Consider the following 15,268-nt stretch of genomic DNA (forward strand, 5'->3'; position numbering starts at 1 on the left):
GGTGGACACACCGTTCTTGATTCTTTGTTGAATTGAGGGCGGTGTTTTTGTTCCAAAAAAATCAAACTATTATTGGTTATCCTTAAAATTCTTGTCGGTTCTACCATCGTCATAAAGGCCTTCCAAGGCAATCACCTTACTATTTTTAGATACAAATTTAATTCTGAAGTAATCCAGCCCATCGAGAATAAATTCATCTTCCTCATAGGGAATGAGGGTGTATTTTATTCCTGTTCCTCTTTGATAATATAACTGACCATTTTCAAACGTAATGATTCTGGGGCCGTAGGCACCAACATATTTTTTTAAAGTTGTTTCTTTGAGTTTGAGCGGACTATTCTCAATTTGGAGCTCGACAATTGGCCATTTGTAAAAATGTGCCTGCTCAGTGTCTTTATGTTTGGCTATTAACTTTTCCAGAGCGTCCATATGTGCGACGGTTAATGCATCTTTGGCCGGGACAGCAATGTGTGGAGTCACTCCGGTTCCTTCCCAGTTTGTATTTGTAATAGGATTTATAGCCCTTCCGTAAGGAATCCAGACTGTGAAACGATCGGTTGCAACTACAGTGCCTCCGGGATGTGCTCCTCCACCTGTAGTCTCACCTACAAGTGTGGCGCGTTTCAGATTCTTTAAGTTATAACTGAATTCTTCCGCAGCCGAGAACGAACTTCCGCTTGTGAGTATGTACACCGGAGTATCGGGGCTTTTTTTGCCTGAAACATGAGGCAGCGTCCAGGTTTGCGTGTTGATGTTGGCAGCGCGCCAATAAAAATTGTTTAAATGAACAGATTCTTGGAATAAATAGCTTGAAATAAGCTGAATCATAGCAGGGCTTCCTCCACCATTAAATCTAAGGTCAATTATAATGGCATCGGCATTACTCAAAAAATTCATAGCTGCCACGGCAGTTTCGCCTGCGTAGTTGACATCCGAAAAGCTTCGTAAGTCCAAATAGCCCACATTACCACCCAACATTTTTACTTCTTTGAAACCAAAGTTCGTACGCTTCAGATTAGCTATATATCGGTTCCGGAATTGAATACTGTCTTCGGCAGAGACTACCTGATTTTGTTCGGCAATACCACGAGGGTCAAAGCCAACTCTAATATGTTTATCCTTACTAACGGCTTGCAAATCTTCGGTAAGCCGGTTCGCAAATTCGAATGGGTCGTTGAGTGTAGCATAAACTCCCTTTTCCATATTGCCTTTAATCTTGTCTCCCATTGATGTTGCGACCTCCGGAAAGATATAAGTTGAAGCGAGTTTATTGCTCACCGAATCCACAACTTCAGTTTTCTCCTTTAGGGTTAATGGTTTGCTTTCATTTTGAGCTATTAGATTGGCAGATTGCAGCAATAGGTATACTAATGCTGAAACGAAATAAGTAATTACATGGGTCATAAGGCATTTAATTTAGTGCAGTTTTGAGTAATCTTTTTAAGGATGGTCTTTAATTGAAATTGCTCTTCTTCTGAAATTCCCATGAGTGATTGGGCTCGATTGTTTACAATAATGGGAGGCAATTTCGTTAAGACTTCTTTACCTTTAGGTGTCATAACAAGATGAAACCTTCTGCGGTCCTGTTCGTTGATTGATCGATTGAGATATTTGTTTTTAACCATAATATTGATCATACGGGTCATGGATGCATTATCCCGAAATATCAATTCGGCTATTTCCTTTTGAGATAATTCGGGGTACCTATCCAGAAATAAGAGAATCATTCCCTGGTCGATAGTGATGTCCGGTATTGCTTCCGAAATATTCCTCTGCGAGAATTTGCGATATTCTTTTATGCTTCGCTCGATATCGTGAAAAACTGTTTCGGAGGGTAAAGGGATACGCATATAATATATGTTTGATACAAATATAATTGATATATCAAATAAAAATATAAAATTTATGTTAAAAAAAAAAGAGCCACAGGCGTGACTCATTTTTACAGTTCGGGAAAAGATGTTTGTGCCTCCGTTATGTTCTTGTAGATTCCTAGGAAAGCACGAAACGACGAAACTTATATTTCAACAAACAACCCATCCTCCGTTTTTACAACTTTGGCAAGTTTATGATGTGTAAGATGTTTGATAGTCTTGTCCCACTTTTTATTGCTCAATCCGCTTTGGTCTTTTAAGGCGTTTAAGTCCATAGGAGCATTCGCTTTTAAAAGGGCAAGAACAGCCTTTTCTTCTTCATTCAATTCCACATGAACGGCTTTCTTTTCCGGGCGCATTTGCGGGAAGAAAAGTACTTCCTGTATGGAGGCATTGTTGGTTAAGAACATGATAAGTCTATCCATTCCAATTCCCATCCCACTTGTTGGTGGCATCCCGTATTCCAAAGCACGAATAAAATCGTTATCGATAAACATGGCTTCATCGTCTCCTTTTTCGGCCAATTGCAACTGGGCTTCAAAACGCTCTCGCTGATCGATAGGATCATTCAACTCGCTGTAAGCATTGGCGATTTCTTTTCCGCAGACCATCAACTCAAAACGTTCAGTCAATTCGGGATTGTCGCGATGTTCTTTACACAACGGACTCATTTCCTTAGGGTAATCGGTTATAAACGTAGGCTGAATAAACTGTCCTTCACACTTTTCACTAAAGATCTCATCGATGAGTTTTCCTATCCCCATGGTCTCATCTACGGGAACTCCCAATTCTTTAGCGGCAGTACGAATTTCGGCTTCGGTTTTTCCTGTAATATCAAATCCCGTAAATTTTTTAATGGCATCGGCCATTGTAATTCGAGGATAGGGGGCTTTAAAATCGATTTCGTGTTTTCCGAAGGTAGCTTTGGTAGTTCCATTTACTTCCATGGCACAAAATTCCAGTAATTCTTCGCAGAAATCCATCATCCAGTTGTAGTCTTTATAGGCTACATATATTTCCATCGCGGTAAATTCGGGGTTGTGGGTACGATCCATCCCTTCATTTCGGAAGTTTTTGGAAAATTCGTACACCCCATCGAAACCACCCACAATCAATCTTTTTAAGTAAAGTTCGTTTGCAATTCGCATATACAAAGGAATGTCCAATGAGTTGTGATGCGTTACAAAGGGACGTGCAGCAGCTCCACCCGGAATAGGCTGTAAAATAGGTGTTTCCACCTCAAAATAATCACGGTCGTTAAAAAAGGTCCGCATCGCGTTAAACAACTTGGTTCGCTTTACAAACACTTCTTTTACATGAGGATTTACAACTAAATCGGCGTAACGCTGACGATAACGTTGCTCGGCATCGGTAAAAGCATCGTGTACTTTTCCTTCGGCGTCAACACGAGGTTGTGGTAATGGTTTCAACGCTTTTGAAAGCAAGGTGAAATTTTTCACCAAAACCGTTTTTTCACCTACTTGGGTGGTAAACAATTCGCCTTCAATTCCGATAAAATCGCCTATATCCAGTAACTTTTTATAAACTTCGTTGTAGTGTGTTTTGTCTTCCCCGGTACATATTTCATCACGGTTAAAATACACCTGAATACGCCCTTCGGCATCCTGCAACTCGGCAAAGGAAGCTTTCCCCTGAATTCGACGAGACATCAATCTTCCGGCAATAACCACTTTTTTCCCTTCTTCAAACTGCTGTTTTATCGCTTTCGAATTGCTGTCTACCGGATATAAAGCCGCCGGATAAGGGTTAATACCCAAATTGCGTAATTGATTCAGTTTTTCTCTTCGGATGAGTTCGAGTTCAGAAAGTTGCATGCTTTTTTATTTAAGCTGCAAAATTAGCCTATTTGTTAAATTTATTTCCCAAAACATTCAAAAAATACAAGGCTAATGTGCTTCTTTTTGTTTCAAACCGGTAATTGTAACTTTTAATTCTTGGTTTTTTGGATCCAATACCAATGCTTTTTCATAATAGAGAAGTGCTTCCTCCTTCTTTTTAATGAAATAAAATTTGTTGGCCAGACTGCTATATGCTACAGATTCTTCGGGGAACAATCTTGTATTTAATTGTGCCACTGCAATAGCTTCTTCCTGCCTATCGGAAAGAAATAATACATTAGAATAGGTGTTTAATTCTGAAACTTTGGTCGCTAACTCTTTTAGCTTCGGAAGTAATTTTTTTGCCTTTTTGTCAAATTTTTCCAACGGCACTTCTTCCAAAAGCTGACTCACTATAGCGACTGTTTGGTAATTTGAAGCGTAAGCTCCCTTTAAAATGGCATCAATATCCGCTTCCAAAGTAGTAACAGGGGATTCCACAATGCGATTAATTTCCTTTCCGTCTTTATAAAAAATAAAGGTAGGAACCCTGTGTATGGTCAGTCCTTCTTCTTCGCCACCCGGACTTTGCTTGTAGGCATCGCGATCTCTGCTCACTGCAACAAGGGTGAGACGTTCCATTGGGTATTCGGCCAAGTCTAAAATCTTATAAAAATGAGGAATTTCACGTTTGCTATCTCCACACCAGGTCCCAATAAAGGCTGTAATTGTATAGTGTTTCAGGGTTTCTTTAAAATTATTAACTACAGCAGTATTGGGCTGATAATCGTCGTAATTTGTTACAAACCAATCTGAATAGGGTGCCGATGTGAGTTTGTCCTTGTTAATCTTCCCTAATAAGTAGGGATCTTTTCCTTCCGGGGTAATTTCAGCGTTAAAAGGTTGCGCCGAAACTAGTAGCGTGGATGCCAAAAGCATAATAATTGTAAGAGATTGAAATTTCATGGTAGTTGTTTTAAATTGAAGCACCAAGGTTCAAAAACAACTATGAAAAGGAAAGAATTACAGGGTTGAAATGGGGGCTAGTCCCCCGTTTGAATTTTATATTTCGCTGGCAAACAGTAGTTTAACCTCCTCTCTGGAGTTCACATGTAGTTTTTTGTAGAGGTTGTTAATATGTGTTTTCACAGTACTTACGCTTAAAAATAGCTGATTGGCTATTTCTTTATTGGTCTTATCTTCCAGAATTAAATCCAATACTTTTTTCTCCTGACTCGACAACGGGCTTTCGGGTTCCATTGCTGAATTGGTTACTTTTTTTAGCTTTCTGAAAAAGTAAACGTTCCCGAAAATAGACAACAGGCAAACCGCACCCAGCAAATACAACCACCATGTTGACTCGGTTCCGGACACTGCCGAAACCAGGTATTTGTCGGAAGTGAGCTCAGCCTTATATTGAGCTACATAGGTTGAATTGGGATATGCCACTCTAAGGCGCTCCAATAAATTGTCGTAATAATTATTGGTTTTCAAATCTTCAAGGTAATACGAATGAAGGCTGTTGGTGCGATCTGAAAGAAAGGCATAGCTATACAATTCAGCCAGAGGTTCGTGTAATTGTTCACCATACTGCTGAAAAATACTAAACCACTTTTTCGAATTTATTTGTCTATTAGCTTCGCTTCGGTAGGTCCCAAAGGCAAAACGCATATCGTGTTTTAGGGAATCTATCTTAAGGAAGGCATTGGCCTTTTCATTTTTAGAAACCACTCGGCAAAATATTTCATTATCGAAGGAAAAAGGAAGGGACAGTGTATCGTTGTTATTGGCAATAAAAATTACTTCTCTGCTGTTAGGGCAATGGCCGTTGAAATGTGTGATGTTTTGAGCCTCTTCGGTGCAGGTGTCCACATGAATGCGATACATCTTGTTTTCGGTAGGGAGATTATTTCCGGTAAACAAAAAGAATCCGGTGGAATCGGGAATTGCTTTCGCAAGGATTTGTTCGGGATACACCCCCGAAATTTTACGATAGTCATCTACAACCGATAAATATACTACCCCTTCGGATGTTTCAGTATCTACATAACCCGAAAAAGAATACTGCCCATTACAAAAAAAGGAAAGAAGGCAAAACAAGACGGTTAGATAAAGCGTGTATTTTTTCATAATCAGCCACTAATATAGCGACATTGTTGCTCCCATCCAACAGTTGTAACAAAAGCAAAAACCAAAGACCAATAACTTAACTATTAATCGTAATTTTGTACTTATGAGTATATGGAGGGTATTGCTTTCTATTTTATTTCCGCCTCTGGCAGTAATCGATAAGGGCTGCGGCTCAATTTTAATTGTTTTGATTTTGACCATTTGCGGATGGGTTCCGGGGGTGATTGCCGCCTTAATTATTATAAACAATCCAAAAAAATAACAATGGCTAAAAGAGTATTTATTTTATTTTTTATGGCAACGGTACTTGTTAGTTGTCAGTTTACCGAAACAGTTGTGTTACAGGAAGATGGGAGTGGTACAATTTCCCTTAAAATGGACATGGGTGAGATGATGGCCTTTGGCATGGGAATGCCGGATTCTCTGATGACAAAAATGGATACCATTGTGGCAATGAAGGATTTTTTAAGAGAAAAACAAGACAGTATTTCTAAGTTGTCGGACAAACAACAAAACCGACTTAAAAAAATGGAGGATTTTAAAATTCGGGCTACGATGGATTCTGATGCCGGGGTGTTGCTTTTCGACATGTTTACGGCTTTTAAGAATGTAACCGAAGCCAATGATTTTTTTAATAATTTCAGCGAAACGTCCCAAATAGTGCCAAATATGGGAGGTGATATGAAATTTAACAAAGACGAATCTTCCGAAGAAATTATGGGGGTGTCTTACAAATTTGAAAAAGGTAAATTTAAGAGGGACGCATTTATCATCGACAAAGAAAAACACCAACAACAGGTAGATAGTTTAAAGGGGTCTGAAGCCTTTATGGGCAGTATGATGTACACCTTAAAATATACCTTCCCGCGAAAAATAAAAAAAGCATCTATAAAGGATGCCAAACTTTCAATGGATGGAAAGACAATCGAAGTGGAACGTAGTTTTATAGACTATTTTAAAAACCCCGATGTACTCGATCTGGAAGTAGAAATTGAAAAATAAGACGTGAATAAGCAAATTGAGATACAGGATTTAGGATTTAAAGATTACAAAGAAACCTGGGAATACCAGGAAACGCTTTTTCAGCAAATTCTGGATGTTAAAATTAAAAACCGAAGAGAAGAATCCTCTCTCGAAACTCCCAACTATTTTTTGCTGGTGGAACACCCGCATGTGTATACGCTTGGCAAAAGCGGTGATGTTTCTAATCTTCTCATTTCCGAAGCAAAACTAGCCGAAATCGATGCGACCTTTTATAAAATAAACCGGGGAGGCGATATTACCTATCACGGTCCCGGACAGATAGTGGGCTATCCTATCATCGATTTGGAAAATTATTTTACCGACATTCATAAATACCTGCGTTTTCTGGAAGAAATGGTCATTCTCACCCTGGCTGAATACGGTTTAAAAGCCGATCGTTCAAAAGGAGAAACAGGTGTCTGGCTGGATGTGGGAACGCCTTTTGCTCGAAAAATATGCGCTATGGGAGTTCGTGCCAGCAGATGGGTCACCATGCATGGTTTCGCCTTAAATGTGAATTCCAATTTAGGATACTTCGATCATATGATTCCCTGTGGTATTAGAGGAAAGGCGGTTACTTCACTACATGTGGAACTGGGGAAGGCCGAGGTTTCTATGGAAGAAGTAAAAGAAAAATTACTAAAACATTTTTCGCAACTTTTTGAAGCCGAAATGAAGGAAAAAGTCGTCCCTAAATCGGATTGAGATGTGTTGTATTCAAATTACTTACAGAAAGCGGATTACAACACGCTATCGGTTGCTTTTGCTATGGACGTAGTAATACGCTCCCGGCACTTAACAATTCAAACCACAGCCTTTAAAATTATGTGCGGGAAAATTTATTGGAGGGTGTAGACAATCACCTCTTTATCGGCTCCTTTTACAACAAAGGCGCTGTTTCCACTACCGGAGGTATTTCCCATATCTATACTCGACGCGCCGTAAACCGGAAAGCCTTGCAATAATTTTCCGGCCTTGGAATAGATATAGACCTTGTTTTCCTGAATTTCGGTAACCGAGATATAGGTATTTCTGTTTACCGTGAAAATTTTGGGTGGGGTATACATTCCGAAGGGTAATTCGGCCAATGCTCCATTTATTCGTAACATATTATCATCCAGTGTGACTTTGGTAGAACCACTTACCTTAAAATAATAGTTGTTCGAAACATTTAATTTTTGAGAGGTAATTTTTCCGCTTTGCGAAATACTTTCCTTGGTGTTCGCTTTGGTGATTACCACAAAATCACTTCCTTCTTCGGCGATGGGAAGATCGCTAAACTGAAACTTTTTCGAAATTGCAATCCTCGAGGAACCCACTCTGTTTAAAATATGCAATGTCCCGTTCTCTTCGGCAATAACCACATAATCTTTATTGCCCATTCGAATATGTTCAGGCGGCAAAACAAGTGCCGAAGCAGCTTTCTTAAAGGTAAATCCTTTTACTATTTTGCCTTGCGAATCGTATAACAAAACATTCTTGCCTTGGGTAATGGCAAAACGGTATTTCCGGTTGTTATCGTAATCGAAAACAGCAAGCGGTTGCGTGACGGGATCGTTAAATTTTATAGGAAAAGGACCTACCGGCTTTCCATTGCGATCTATTACATGAAATGCGTTCTTGGTAGTAAAGGCAAGCTGTTTTTTTCCGTTCCGAAGTAAATCAATTTCATGTACGCTGCCTACAATGGGACTAAGAATGTTCTTTGTCCACAGTATTTTTCCGCTTTCAGAAATTAAATACAACTTATTTGTGATGTCCTGCACTACAACATCTTGTCCGCGAGTACGATGATTGCTGAAAAGCTGAGGTTCACTCAACAATTTACTGTCCAATAACAAATTAAATTGCTGTGAAATTCCACCGGGACTTTGCGTACGTGTAGTTATCTCTTTACACACCAAATTAACATGCGCAAAGTCCCGGTCATAACTAAACTGTATGGCCGCGAACGGATAATTTTTTAAAGAAATATTGTCAATTTGAGATGCCGATGTCGCATTAAAAAACCCCGAAAGTACTTCAGGCACAGTACTGTTCATCTTATAAATAAGCAAGGAAGAGGAAGTACTCAAATGCGTTGAGGCTTCTTCAAAGAAATTCATTTTAGACAAGCAGCTGTTGTTCTTGAAGGCCGTAATGATGGTTTCGGCAGCAGATTCGGTTTCAGTAAAGACAAAGAAATTTTCCAGCTGAAATACAAAAGCCGGCGTAGTTTTTTGAATCAGCGGAGCAAAAGTAGTGGTAAAAAGGGTAGGCTCGCTGAAGGTTTTAATATCTACCTCGCGGAAACTGCTTTTTTCTGAAACGTATTTTAATATGCTCTCTTCAGTTAGGATGGGATCGATACTTTTTAAAGCGATCGCCTTTCCTGCAGCAAGCTGAATAAGTCCAACCTCATTTACCGATTCGAACAAAGGATCCAAAATACTGTCTGAAGCGGTCTTTCCCCTGAATTTTTGAAGGTTGTCAAAAAGTAGGGAGGCATCGTTATACGTAAACGACAGTGCGCCCGAAGCTTCCGTAGGGATTATCTGGGCCAAATCGTTTTGCCGCGGCACCAACCCTTCAAAAACTGAAAGTAATTGGGGCACGGTATCACGGGCAATCGCAACGCCGGTGGCTGTAACTGCATCGGGAAAGAGCTCTAAGTCTAGAGCCGTCCAGGAAGCAAAATTTACCCGTACGCTGTCTGAAATAGGTGTGTTTTTATTTGAAATAAGCGCTGTTAACTCGCTTGTGTTTTTAATAGCTGCTATTTTTTTAAACAGCGGATCTTTTTCGGTTTTTCCCTCTAAAATTTGCTGCAAAACAAATTGGGAGGAGGATGCAATAAATACACTGTCCTTCACCGCGGCAAATGTAATTTGATCATCAATTGTGATGCGCTGCATTGCCAGCTTATTGTAATGAAGGGTCTCTATGGTTTTGTTTTTGATGGAATCTGTCACAAAAAGGCCGGGAACGTCTTTGGTTAAAAATGTAAATACCGTGGTACTATCGGTTGGGGTATTGATACAAAATAAACTGGGTTGTGAAGTTGAAATGTATTTTAGAAAGGCGGTTTTTTCTGAAAGGAAGGAATAGGGATTCGTACTCTTAAATGCAGACAGCAGACTGTTGGTTGTGATGTCTCTTTGCAGCGTTTCGAAGCCTGTTTTTCCACCCGAGGCATTGGAAATTTTAAAAACTACCACCGGATTTTCAGGCACGTAGTCTATAAGTTTTCCGCTGGAAGTGGATGCATTATCACAACTCCACAGAAACAGCACTGCTATACCCCAACAAATATTCTTTAGACACTTCATATAGCAAAAATACTAAGGAATTATGGGGTTTTAGATAGAAGGTTTGATAGTTTATCGACGTGTTTTCAACAGTGTCAAAACTTTAATTTCAATTGTTCGGGCAGCAATCTGAAACTCTTTCGGTGAAAGGGAGTAGGGCCATATTTTCGAATCGCTTCACGGTGTTCGGCGGTGGGATATCCCTTGTTTTGTTTCCAGTTGTAAACAGGAAATTCATCGTGTAAATGTTCCATGTACAAATCGCGGTAGGTTTTGGCCAAAATAGAAGCTGCAGCGATGTGCAAAAACTTACCATCACCTTTTACCACACACTCGTATGGGATTTTGTAATAGGGTTTAAAACGATTTCCGTCAATGGCAATAAACTCAGGTTTTTTTGAAAGTTTGTCGATCGAGCGATGCATCCCCAGAATGGAGGCGTTCAAAATATTCACCTGATCAATCTCCTCCATCATTACATGGGTCACCGCAAATGAAATGGCCTCCGCTTCAATAATTGTTTTGAGTTCCCTTCTTTTTTTTTCTGAAAGCTGCTTCGAATCGGTTAAAAAAGGATGACTGAAATCATCGGGTAGTACAACCGCAGCAGCTGTAACGGGCCCGGCGAGACAACCTCGTCCCGCTTCGTCTGTACCGCATTCGAAAAGGTGCGTATTGATCTTTAATTTCAGCATGGCAAGAAAGGTACAAATTTTATTTAGTGAACAGTGAACGGTGAAGGGAATAGGGAAAAGGGCAAAGGGAATAGTTTAGTTTTTCTTATAACTTTTAAATCCCAAATCCCAAATCGTAATTCCTAAATCGTCCATTGCGTATCGTCAATTCCGTTTAAAAATATACCTTTGTATAGAAAGCGAACTACTCATGAAAAAAACACTTTTGCTACTCCTTTTTTTAAGTGCTTCGGCAGTAGTGTTTTCACAAAACGATCCTACCCCAAAGGTTGAGAAGCCGCCTATCGATTTGTATAAAATCATTTCAGCAAGCAGAGATACCACCTATATAGATACAACGCTTTCCATTCAAAAAGAATACAAATTCAATTATCTGCGCAAAGACAATTTCGAATTACTTCCCTTTGCCAATGTAGGTCAGACCTATAATTCGCTTGCCTACACCTTCGATAAACACAATTTATTGCCGCTCTTTGCCGCTCAATCGCATCATTTTAATTATCTGGACATCGAAGACATGAGTTATTTTCATGTCCCTACACCATTAACCGAAATTTACTTTAAAACAGCCTTCGAACAGGGACAACAGCTGGATGCATTTTTTACAATAAATACTTCCGAACAGTTTAATTTTTCGATTGCCTATAAGGGTGTCAGGTCTTTGGGATCATATCAGAATATCATGACCAGTACCGGAAATTTTCGATTCTCATCTAATTATCACACAAAGAGTAAGCGCTATAAGATAAGAGCACATGTAGCTGCTCAGGATGTGAAAAATGAAGAAAATGGAGGGTTAACACCAAATTCTATTGCTCTTTTCACCAATGACGACCCCGAGTTTAGCGATCGTGGGCGGCTGGATGTAAATTTTGAAGATGCCGAAAATAAACTGGAAGGGCTTCGGTTTTACGGAGATCACGAATACGAACTCATTAGCAAAAAAGATAGTCTCAATTATTCGGTGGTCACTATTGGTAACAGCCTGAGTTACGAAGATAAGTTTTATCGCTATCAGCAAACAACGCCCTATTCGGGCTTTGGGGATTCGTATCTGTTTAGTGATTTAAATAAAAAAGTAAAACTCGAAGATTTTAGGGCGAATGCCTATGCGCGGTTTGACAATTCCATTATCGGAAGTCTAACGGGTTTTGTAGGGTATACAGATTTCAACTACGGCTACGATTCGGTGTTGATTTTGGACGAAGGAAGAATTACCAACAGACTAAAGGGAAATCAGATAATGGCCGGAGCTGCCTATAAAAAGCAATACCACGGATTTGAACTTTCGGGAAAAGGAGCAATTAATGTTGCCGGAGATTTTGACGGCAATTACCTTACTGCAGCGGCTTCATTTGCGCTTGACGCAGATAACAAAGCCGAAGGCTCCATCACCGTACACTCGGTAGCCCCTAACTTTAATTTCCTGCTCTACCAAAGTGATTATGTGAATTACAACTGGCAGAATTCTTTCGAAAATGTAAAGACGCAAGAACTGAAATTCGATTTAAAATCGAAAAAATTACTCGATGCGACAGTGAGTTACCTGGGGATTGATGATTATGCCTATTTCGCCATCAAACCCAACGATTCTACTCCAACTCCACATCAATATGGGGATCGCGTAGATTATCTAAAAATTAAGGTTGAAAAAGAACTGCGCTACAATAAGTTTGCATTGATGAACACGGTCTTATTTCAACAGGTAGTGGGAGGGGAAGAAGTTTTTAATGTCCCGCAACTGGTCGCTCGAAGCTCACTCTATTATCAGGATCACTTGTTTAAAAGAGCACTTTTCCTTCAAACCGGTATAAATGTCAAGTATTTCTCGAAATACAACATGAATGCCTACGATCCGGTACTCGCTGAGTTTTATGTTCAGAATACGCAGGAATTGGGAGGCTTTCCTCTAGTCGATATCTTTTTAAATGCTAAAATACGTCAGACTCGGATCTATTTCAAATTCGAACATGTTAATTCGCTGTTTACAACTAAGAGCGAGTATTTTTCGGCTCCGGGTTATCCGTATCGTGATGCCGTTATTAGATTCGGTTTGGTCTGGGATTTCTTCTTATAGCCTAACTTAATTGTCATGAAAAGTAACAACCTCCATGCGCTCCTAAACTATCTAATCGCCGGGGTTTGGTTGTTCAACGGTCTATATTGTAAACTGTTTCATTATGTGCCCAGACACCAGGAGATAATTGGTTATTTGTTGGGAGGTGATAATGCCGGACTAATCACTAAAATAATTGGTTTTGCTGAAGTGTTAATGGCGTTGTGGATTCTCAGTCGCATTAAAAGCAGACTCAACGCTATAGTACAGATTGTAGTGATAATGCTTATGAATCTAATTGAATTCGTTTTCGTTCCCGATCTACTACTGTGGGGAAAATTGAATGTAGTATTTGCCATTTTGTTCACCTTGCTTATTTATTTTAATGAATTTCATCTAAAAAAGCGCAATACCTAAACTGCCATGCTTTCATTCTTAAAAAATCATCCCTTTGCCGTTGAAGCGTTTTTTAAGAAATCCATCGTCCTCACTTTTGCAATACCGAAAGAAGAATTGCTACCTCTAATCCCCGAGTGTCTTTCGCTGGATACTCATAACGATACTCATGCCTTTGTTGCAATCGCCATGGTAGATACACAGAGTCTTCGTCCGAAAGGAATGCCCCAAAGTATGGGAAACGATTTCTTTTTAATAGGGTATCGGGTTTTTGTGCGCTATACAAATAATGCCGGAAAACGATTACGGGGACTTTATATTCTGAAATCGGAAACCAACAAAAAAAAGATGGAATTCTTCGGAAATATGTTCACGCATTACAGGTATACAACAACCGATATTGCTGTGTCTTCAACTGAAGGACTTACGACTGTTGCTTCGGAAAAGTCGGACTTTAAAGTAATTATCGGGGAATCTTCCGAAGCAATTTCTTTGCCTGAAGGTTCTCCTTTTCAAGATTGGAAGGAAGCACGTCGTTTTGCGGGTCCGTTGCCGTTTACCTTTACCTATTCCGAAGAAAAAAAAGAAGTGCTAATTATTCAAGGAGTTCGAAGCGATTGGAATCCGGCACCTGTTGAAGTAAGGGAGTACAGTTTTACATTTTTAGATAATTTGGGTTTTAAGGACATACAACTTGCCAACGCTTTTGTAATTAATAACGTTCCGTATTTTTGGAAAAAGGGAGTTCGCGAAACATGGAAACAGTGAGAAAACCATTTCAGGGAGTAGTAAATATCATTCGCTTTAACTGGCATTTTTACGCAATCGCATTTGGTTTACTCATTGTTGCACTAACGGTAAATTTGTGGCTGTTTCCTGAATATTTATTCTATGGAGGCTTAATTCTAAGTCTGACACTTTTTTTAATGCTCATATCCTTGGTGATATCTTACTATGTGTACGATGCGTCGCATTTATATAAACTCACCTGGTTGGATGGGATCAAGCTTCCAAAAAATGCTACAATTATAAATATTCATGCCGGATTCGATGAAACAAGTTTGTTGTTACAACAAAAGTATCCTGACTGTACATTACAGGAATTTGATTTTTACGATCCGCAAAAGCATACCGAAGTTTCCATTAAAAGAGCCAGAAAGGCGTATCCGCCGTATTCGGGAACTAAAGCTGTGCAGACCGACCATATCCCATTGGAAAATGACTCGGTTGACGCCATTTTTTTACTGTTGTCGGCACACGAAATAAGGAATCGGGATGAACGAAAGAATTTTTTGCGGGCACTGCATCGAATCCTAAAAGTTAATGGAAATATTGTTCTCGTGGAACACTTGCGGGATAGCGCCAATTTTGCCGCATATACAATTGGTTTTTTTCACTTTTTTTCACGTAAGAGCTGGAAAAACATAGTAGCTCAAGCAAACTTTCAAGTACGCGAAGAATTTAAAATCACTCCTTTTCTCACAACCTTTATACTTACAAAAAATGGAACTACATCTTAACATTGTTGGTTGGCTGTTAATTGTCTTAGCCCTTATTCATGTAATCTTTCCGGGCTATTTTAATTGGAAGGAAAACCTTTCGGGTCTAACGCTCATCAACCGACAAATGATGGTTACGCATACCTTTTTTATTGCCTTGACCGTGTTTTTAATGGGGGTGTTGTGTGTCACTTCAGCAAAAGAATTGGTTGAAACCGAACTCGGTCGAAAAATTGTATTGGGATTGGGTTTGTTTTGGAGTGTGCGGTTTGTGTTTCAGCAATTTGTGTATTCTTCAAAATTGTGGAAGGGAAAAAAGTTTGAAACCACCATGCATGTAGTTTTTACAGCGCTATGGGTTTATTTTAGTATTGTATTTCTGAAGGTGTTTTTTGAAGGGTAAGTAGGAGCCCTAGTCTTGTTACACCAAACTTGATTTGGTGTCTACATCATGCAAGTGTCCTACCAGT

General features: G+C 39.5%; 15 protein-coding genes. 8 read left to right on the forward strand and 7 right to left on the reverse strand.

All coding sequences use genetic code 11. The annotated features are described in order from the left end of the window. Positions 1-69: 69 nt before the first annotated feature. The 5 genes from ATE92_RS07630 to ATE92_RS07650 all read right to left on the reverse strand — a co-directional run bounded on the left by ATE92_RS07630 (position 70) and on the right by ATE92_RS07650 (position 5,842). Entirely contained in the window at positions 70-1,404 is a 1,335-nt protein-coding gene (locus tag ATE92_RS07630) for a S41 family peptidase (RefSeq protein WP_100803135.1), read from the reverse strand. Next, positions 1,401-1,850, reverse strand: a complete 450-nt coding sequence (locus tag ATE92_RS07635; RefSeq protein WP_157809587.1) for a MarR family winged helix-turn-helix transcriptional regulator — start codon at positions 1,848-1,850, stop codon at positions 1,401-1,403. Before ATE92_RS07635 ends, ATE92_RS07630 begins: the two co-directional genes overlap by 4 nt. Before the next feature lie 167 nt (positions 1,851-2,017). Further along, positions 2,018-3,709, reverse strand: a complete 1,692-nt coding sequence (gene lysS, locus ATE92_RS07640; RefSeq protein ID WP_100803137.1) for a lysine--tRNA ligase — start codon at positions 3,707-3,709, stop codon at positions 2,018-2,020. 72 nt (positions 3,710-3,781) lie between these two features. Then, positions 3,782-4,678: a thioredoxin domain-containing protein gene (locus ATE92_RS07645; protein WP_100803138.1), complete on the reverse strand. Its 897-nt coding sequence runs from the start codon at positions 4,676-4,678 to the stop codon at positions 3,782-3,784. A gap of 96 nt (positions 4,679-4,774) precedes the next feature. Then, positions 4,775-5,842, reverse strand: a complete 1,068-nt coding sequence (locus tag ATE92_RS07650) for a LuxR C-terminal-related transcriptional regulator (protein ID WP_100803139.1) — start codon at positions 5,840-5,842, stop codon at positions 4,775-4,777. 103 nt (positions 5,843-5,945) lie between these two features. On the opposite strand from ATE92_RS07650, the gene ATE92_RS07655 reads away from it, so the two are divergent. The 3 genes from ATE92_RS07655 to lipB are packed head-to-tail and all read left to right on the forward strand — an operon-like array spanning position 5,946 to position 7,570. After that, a complete protein-coding gene (locus tag ATE92_RS07655; RefSeq protein ID WP_100803140.1) occupies positions 5,946-6,104 on the forward strand; it encodes a YqaE/Pmp3 family membrane protein in 159 nt (52 codons plus the stop codon). Positions 6,105-6,106: 2 nt separating this feature from the next. Further along, positions 6,107-6,844: a hypothetical protein gene (locus ATE92_RS07660; protein ID WP_100803141.1), complete on the forward strand. Its 738-nt coding sequence runs from the start codon at positions 6,107-6,109 to the stop codon at positions 6,842-6,844. Positions 6,845-6,847: 3 nt separating this feature from the next. After that, the gene (gene lipB / locus ATE92_RS07665; RefSeq protein ID WP_100803142.1) at positions 6,848-7,570 is read left to right on the forward strand and encodes a lipoyl(octanoyl) transferase LipB; all 723 of its coding nucleotides are present in this window, start codon (positions 6,848-6,850) and stop codon (positions 7,568-7,570) included. A 134-nt stretch (positions 7,571-7,704) separates the two neighbouring features. Here the strand turns inward: lipB and ATE92_RS07670 are convergent, their stop codons facing one another. Together ATE92_RS07670 and ATE92_RS07675 are read right to left on the reverse strand one after the other, a co-directional pair. Continuing rightward, the gene (locus tag ATE92_RS07670; protein WP_100803143.1) at positions 7,705-10,173 is read right to left on the reverse strand and encodes a hypothetical protein; all 2,469 of its coding nucleotides are present in this window, start codon (positions 10,171-10,173) and stop codon (positions 7,705-7,707) included. Between the two features lie 74 nt (positions 10,174-10,247). Continuing rightward, positions 10,248-10,847, reverse strand: coding sequence for a ribonuclease HII (locus tag ATE92_RS07675; RefSeq protein WP_100803144.1), 600 nt, complete (start codon positions 10,845-10,847; stop codon positions 10,248-10,250). 190 nt (positions 10,848-11,037) lie between these two features. Between ATE92_RS07675 and ATE92_RS07680 the strand changes: the two genes are divergently transcribed. Genes ATE92_RS07680 through ATE92_RS07700 form a run of 5 tightly spaced genes read left to right on the forward strand, consistent with a single transcriptional unit; the run spans position 11,038 to position 15,201 of the window. Further along, positions 11,038-12,924 carry a putative porin gene (locus ATE92_RS07680; protein ID WP_100803145.1) on the forward strand — a complete coding sequence of 629 codons (1,887 nt, stop codon included), beginning with the start codon at positions 11,038-11,040 and terminating at the stop codon, positions 12,922-12,924. A 15-nt stretch (positions 12,925-12,939) separates the two neighbouring features. Continuing rightward, the gene (locus tag ATE92_RS07685) at positions 12,940-13,320 is read left to right on the forward strand and encodes a DoxX-like family protein (protein WP_100803146.1); all 381 of its coding nucleotides are present in this window, start codon (positions 12,940-12,942) and stop codon (positions 13,318-13,320) included. A gap of 6 nt (positions 13,321-13,326) precedes the next feature. After that, positions 13,327-14,067 carry a DUF2071 domain-containing protein gene (locus ATE92_RS07690; protein ID WP_100803147.1) on the forward strand — a complete coding sequence of 247 codons (741 nt, stop codon included), beginning with the start codon at positions 13,327-13,329 and terminating at the stop codon, positions 14,065-14,067. After that, positions 14,055-14,819 (forward strand): methyltransferase domain-containing protein, encoded by a 765-nt coding sequence (locus ATE92_RS07695; protein ID WP_100803148.1) that lies wholly within the window; start codon positions 14,055-14,057, stop codon positions 14,817-14,819. Before ATE92_RS07690 ends, ATE92_RS07695 begins: the two co-directional genes overlap by 13 nt. Beyond that, positions 14,803-15,201, forward strand: a complete 399-nt coding sequence (locus ATE92_RS07700) for a hypothetical protein (RefSeq protein WP_100803149.1) — start codon at positions 14,803-14,805, stop codon at positions 15,199-15,201. Before ATE92_RS07695 ends, ATE92_RS07700 begins: the two co-directional genes overlap by 17 nt. Positions 15,202-15,268 lie beyond the last annotated feature (67 nt).

The organism is Ulvibacter sp. MAR_2010_11 (assembly GCF_002813135.1).
GTDB lineage: Bacteria > Bacteroidota > Bacteroidia > Flavobacteriales > Flavobacteriaceae > Altibacter.

Bases quoted from the DNA above. Each gene is read 5' to 3' on its own strand.
- ATE92_RS07680 (WP_100803145.1), top strand. From the start codon at position 11,038: ATGAAAAAAACACTTTTGCTACTCCTTTTTTTAAGTGCTTCGGCAGTA.
- ATE92_RS07695 (WP_100803148.1), top strand. From the start codon at position 14,055: ATGGAAACAGTGAGAAAACCATTTCAGGGAGTAGTAAATATCATTCGC.
- ATE92_RS07690 (WP_100803147.1), top strand. From the start codon at position 13,327: ATGCTTTCATTCTTAAAAAATCATCCCTTTGCCGTTGAAGCGTTTTTT.
- ATE92_RS07635 (WP_157809587.1), bottom strand. From the start codon at position 1,850: ATGCGTATCCCTTTACCCTCCGAAACAGTTTTTCACGATATCGAGCGA.
- ATE92_RS07685 (WP_100803146.1), top strand. From the start codon at position 12,940: ATGAAAAGTAACAACCTCCATGCGCTCCTAAACTATCTAATCGCCGGG.
- ATE92_RS07700 (WP_100803149.1), top strand. From the start codon at position 14,803: ATGGAACTACATCTTAACATTGTTGGTTGGCTGTTAATTGTCTTAGCC.
- lysS (WP_100803137.1), bottom strand. From the start codon at position 3,709: ATGCAACTTTCTGAACTCGAACTCATCCGAAGAGAAAAACTGAATCAA.
- ATE92_RS07630 (WP_100803135.1), bottom strand. From the start codon at position 1,404: ATGACCCATGTAATTACTTATTTCGTTTCAGCATTAGTATACCTATTG.
- ATE92_RS07670 (WP_100803143.1), bottom strand. From the start codon at position 10,173: ATGAAGTGTCTAAAGAATATTTGTTGGGGTATAGCAGTGCTGTTTCTG.
- ATE92_RS07655 (WP_100803140.1), top strand. From the start codon at position 5,946: ATGAGTATATGGAGGGTATTGCTTTCTATTTTATTTCCGCCTCTGGCA.
- ATE92_RS07675 (WP_100803144.1), bottom strand. From the start codon at position 10,847: ATGCTGAAATTAAAGATCAATACGCACCTTTTCGAATGCGGTACAGAC.
- ATE92_RS07650 (WP_100803139.1), bottom strand. From the start codon at position 5,842: ATGAAAAAATACACGCTTTATCTAACCGTCTTGTTTTGCCTTCTTTCC.
- ATE92_RS07660 (WP_100803141.1), top strand. From the start codon at position 6,107: ATGGCTAAAAGAGTATTTATTTTATTTTTTATGGCAACGGTACTTGTT.
- ATE92_RS07645 (WP_100803138.1), bottom strand. From the start codon at position 4,678: ATGAAATTTCAATCTCTTACAATTATTATGCTTTTGGCATCCACGCTA.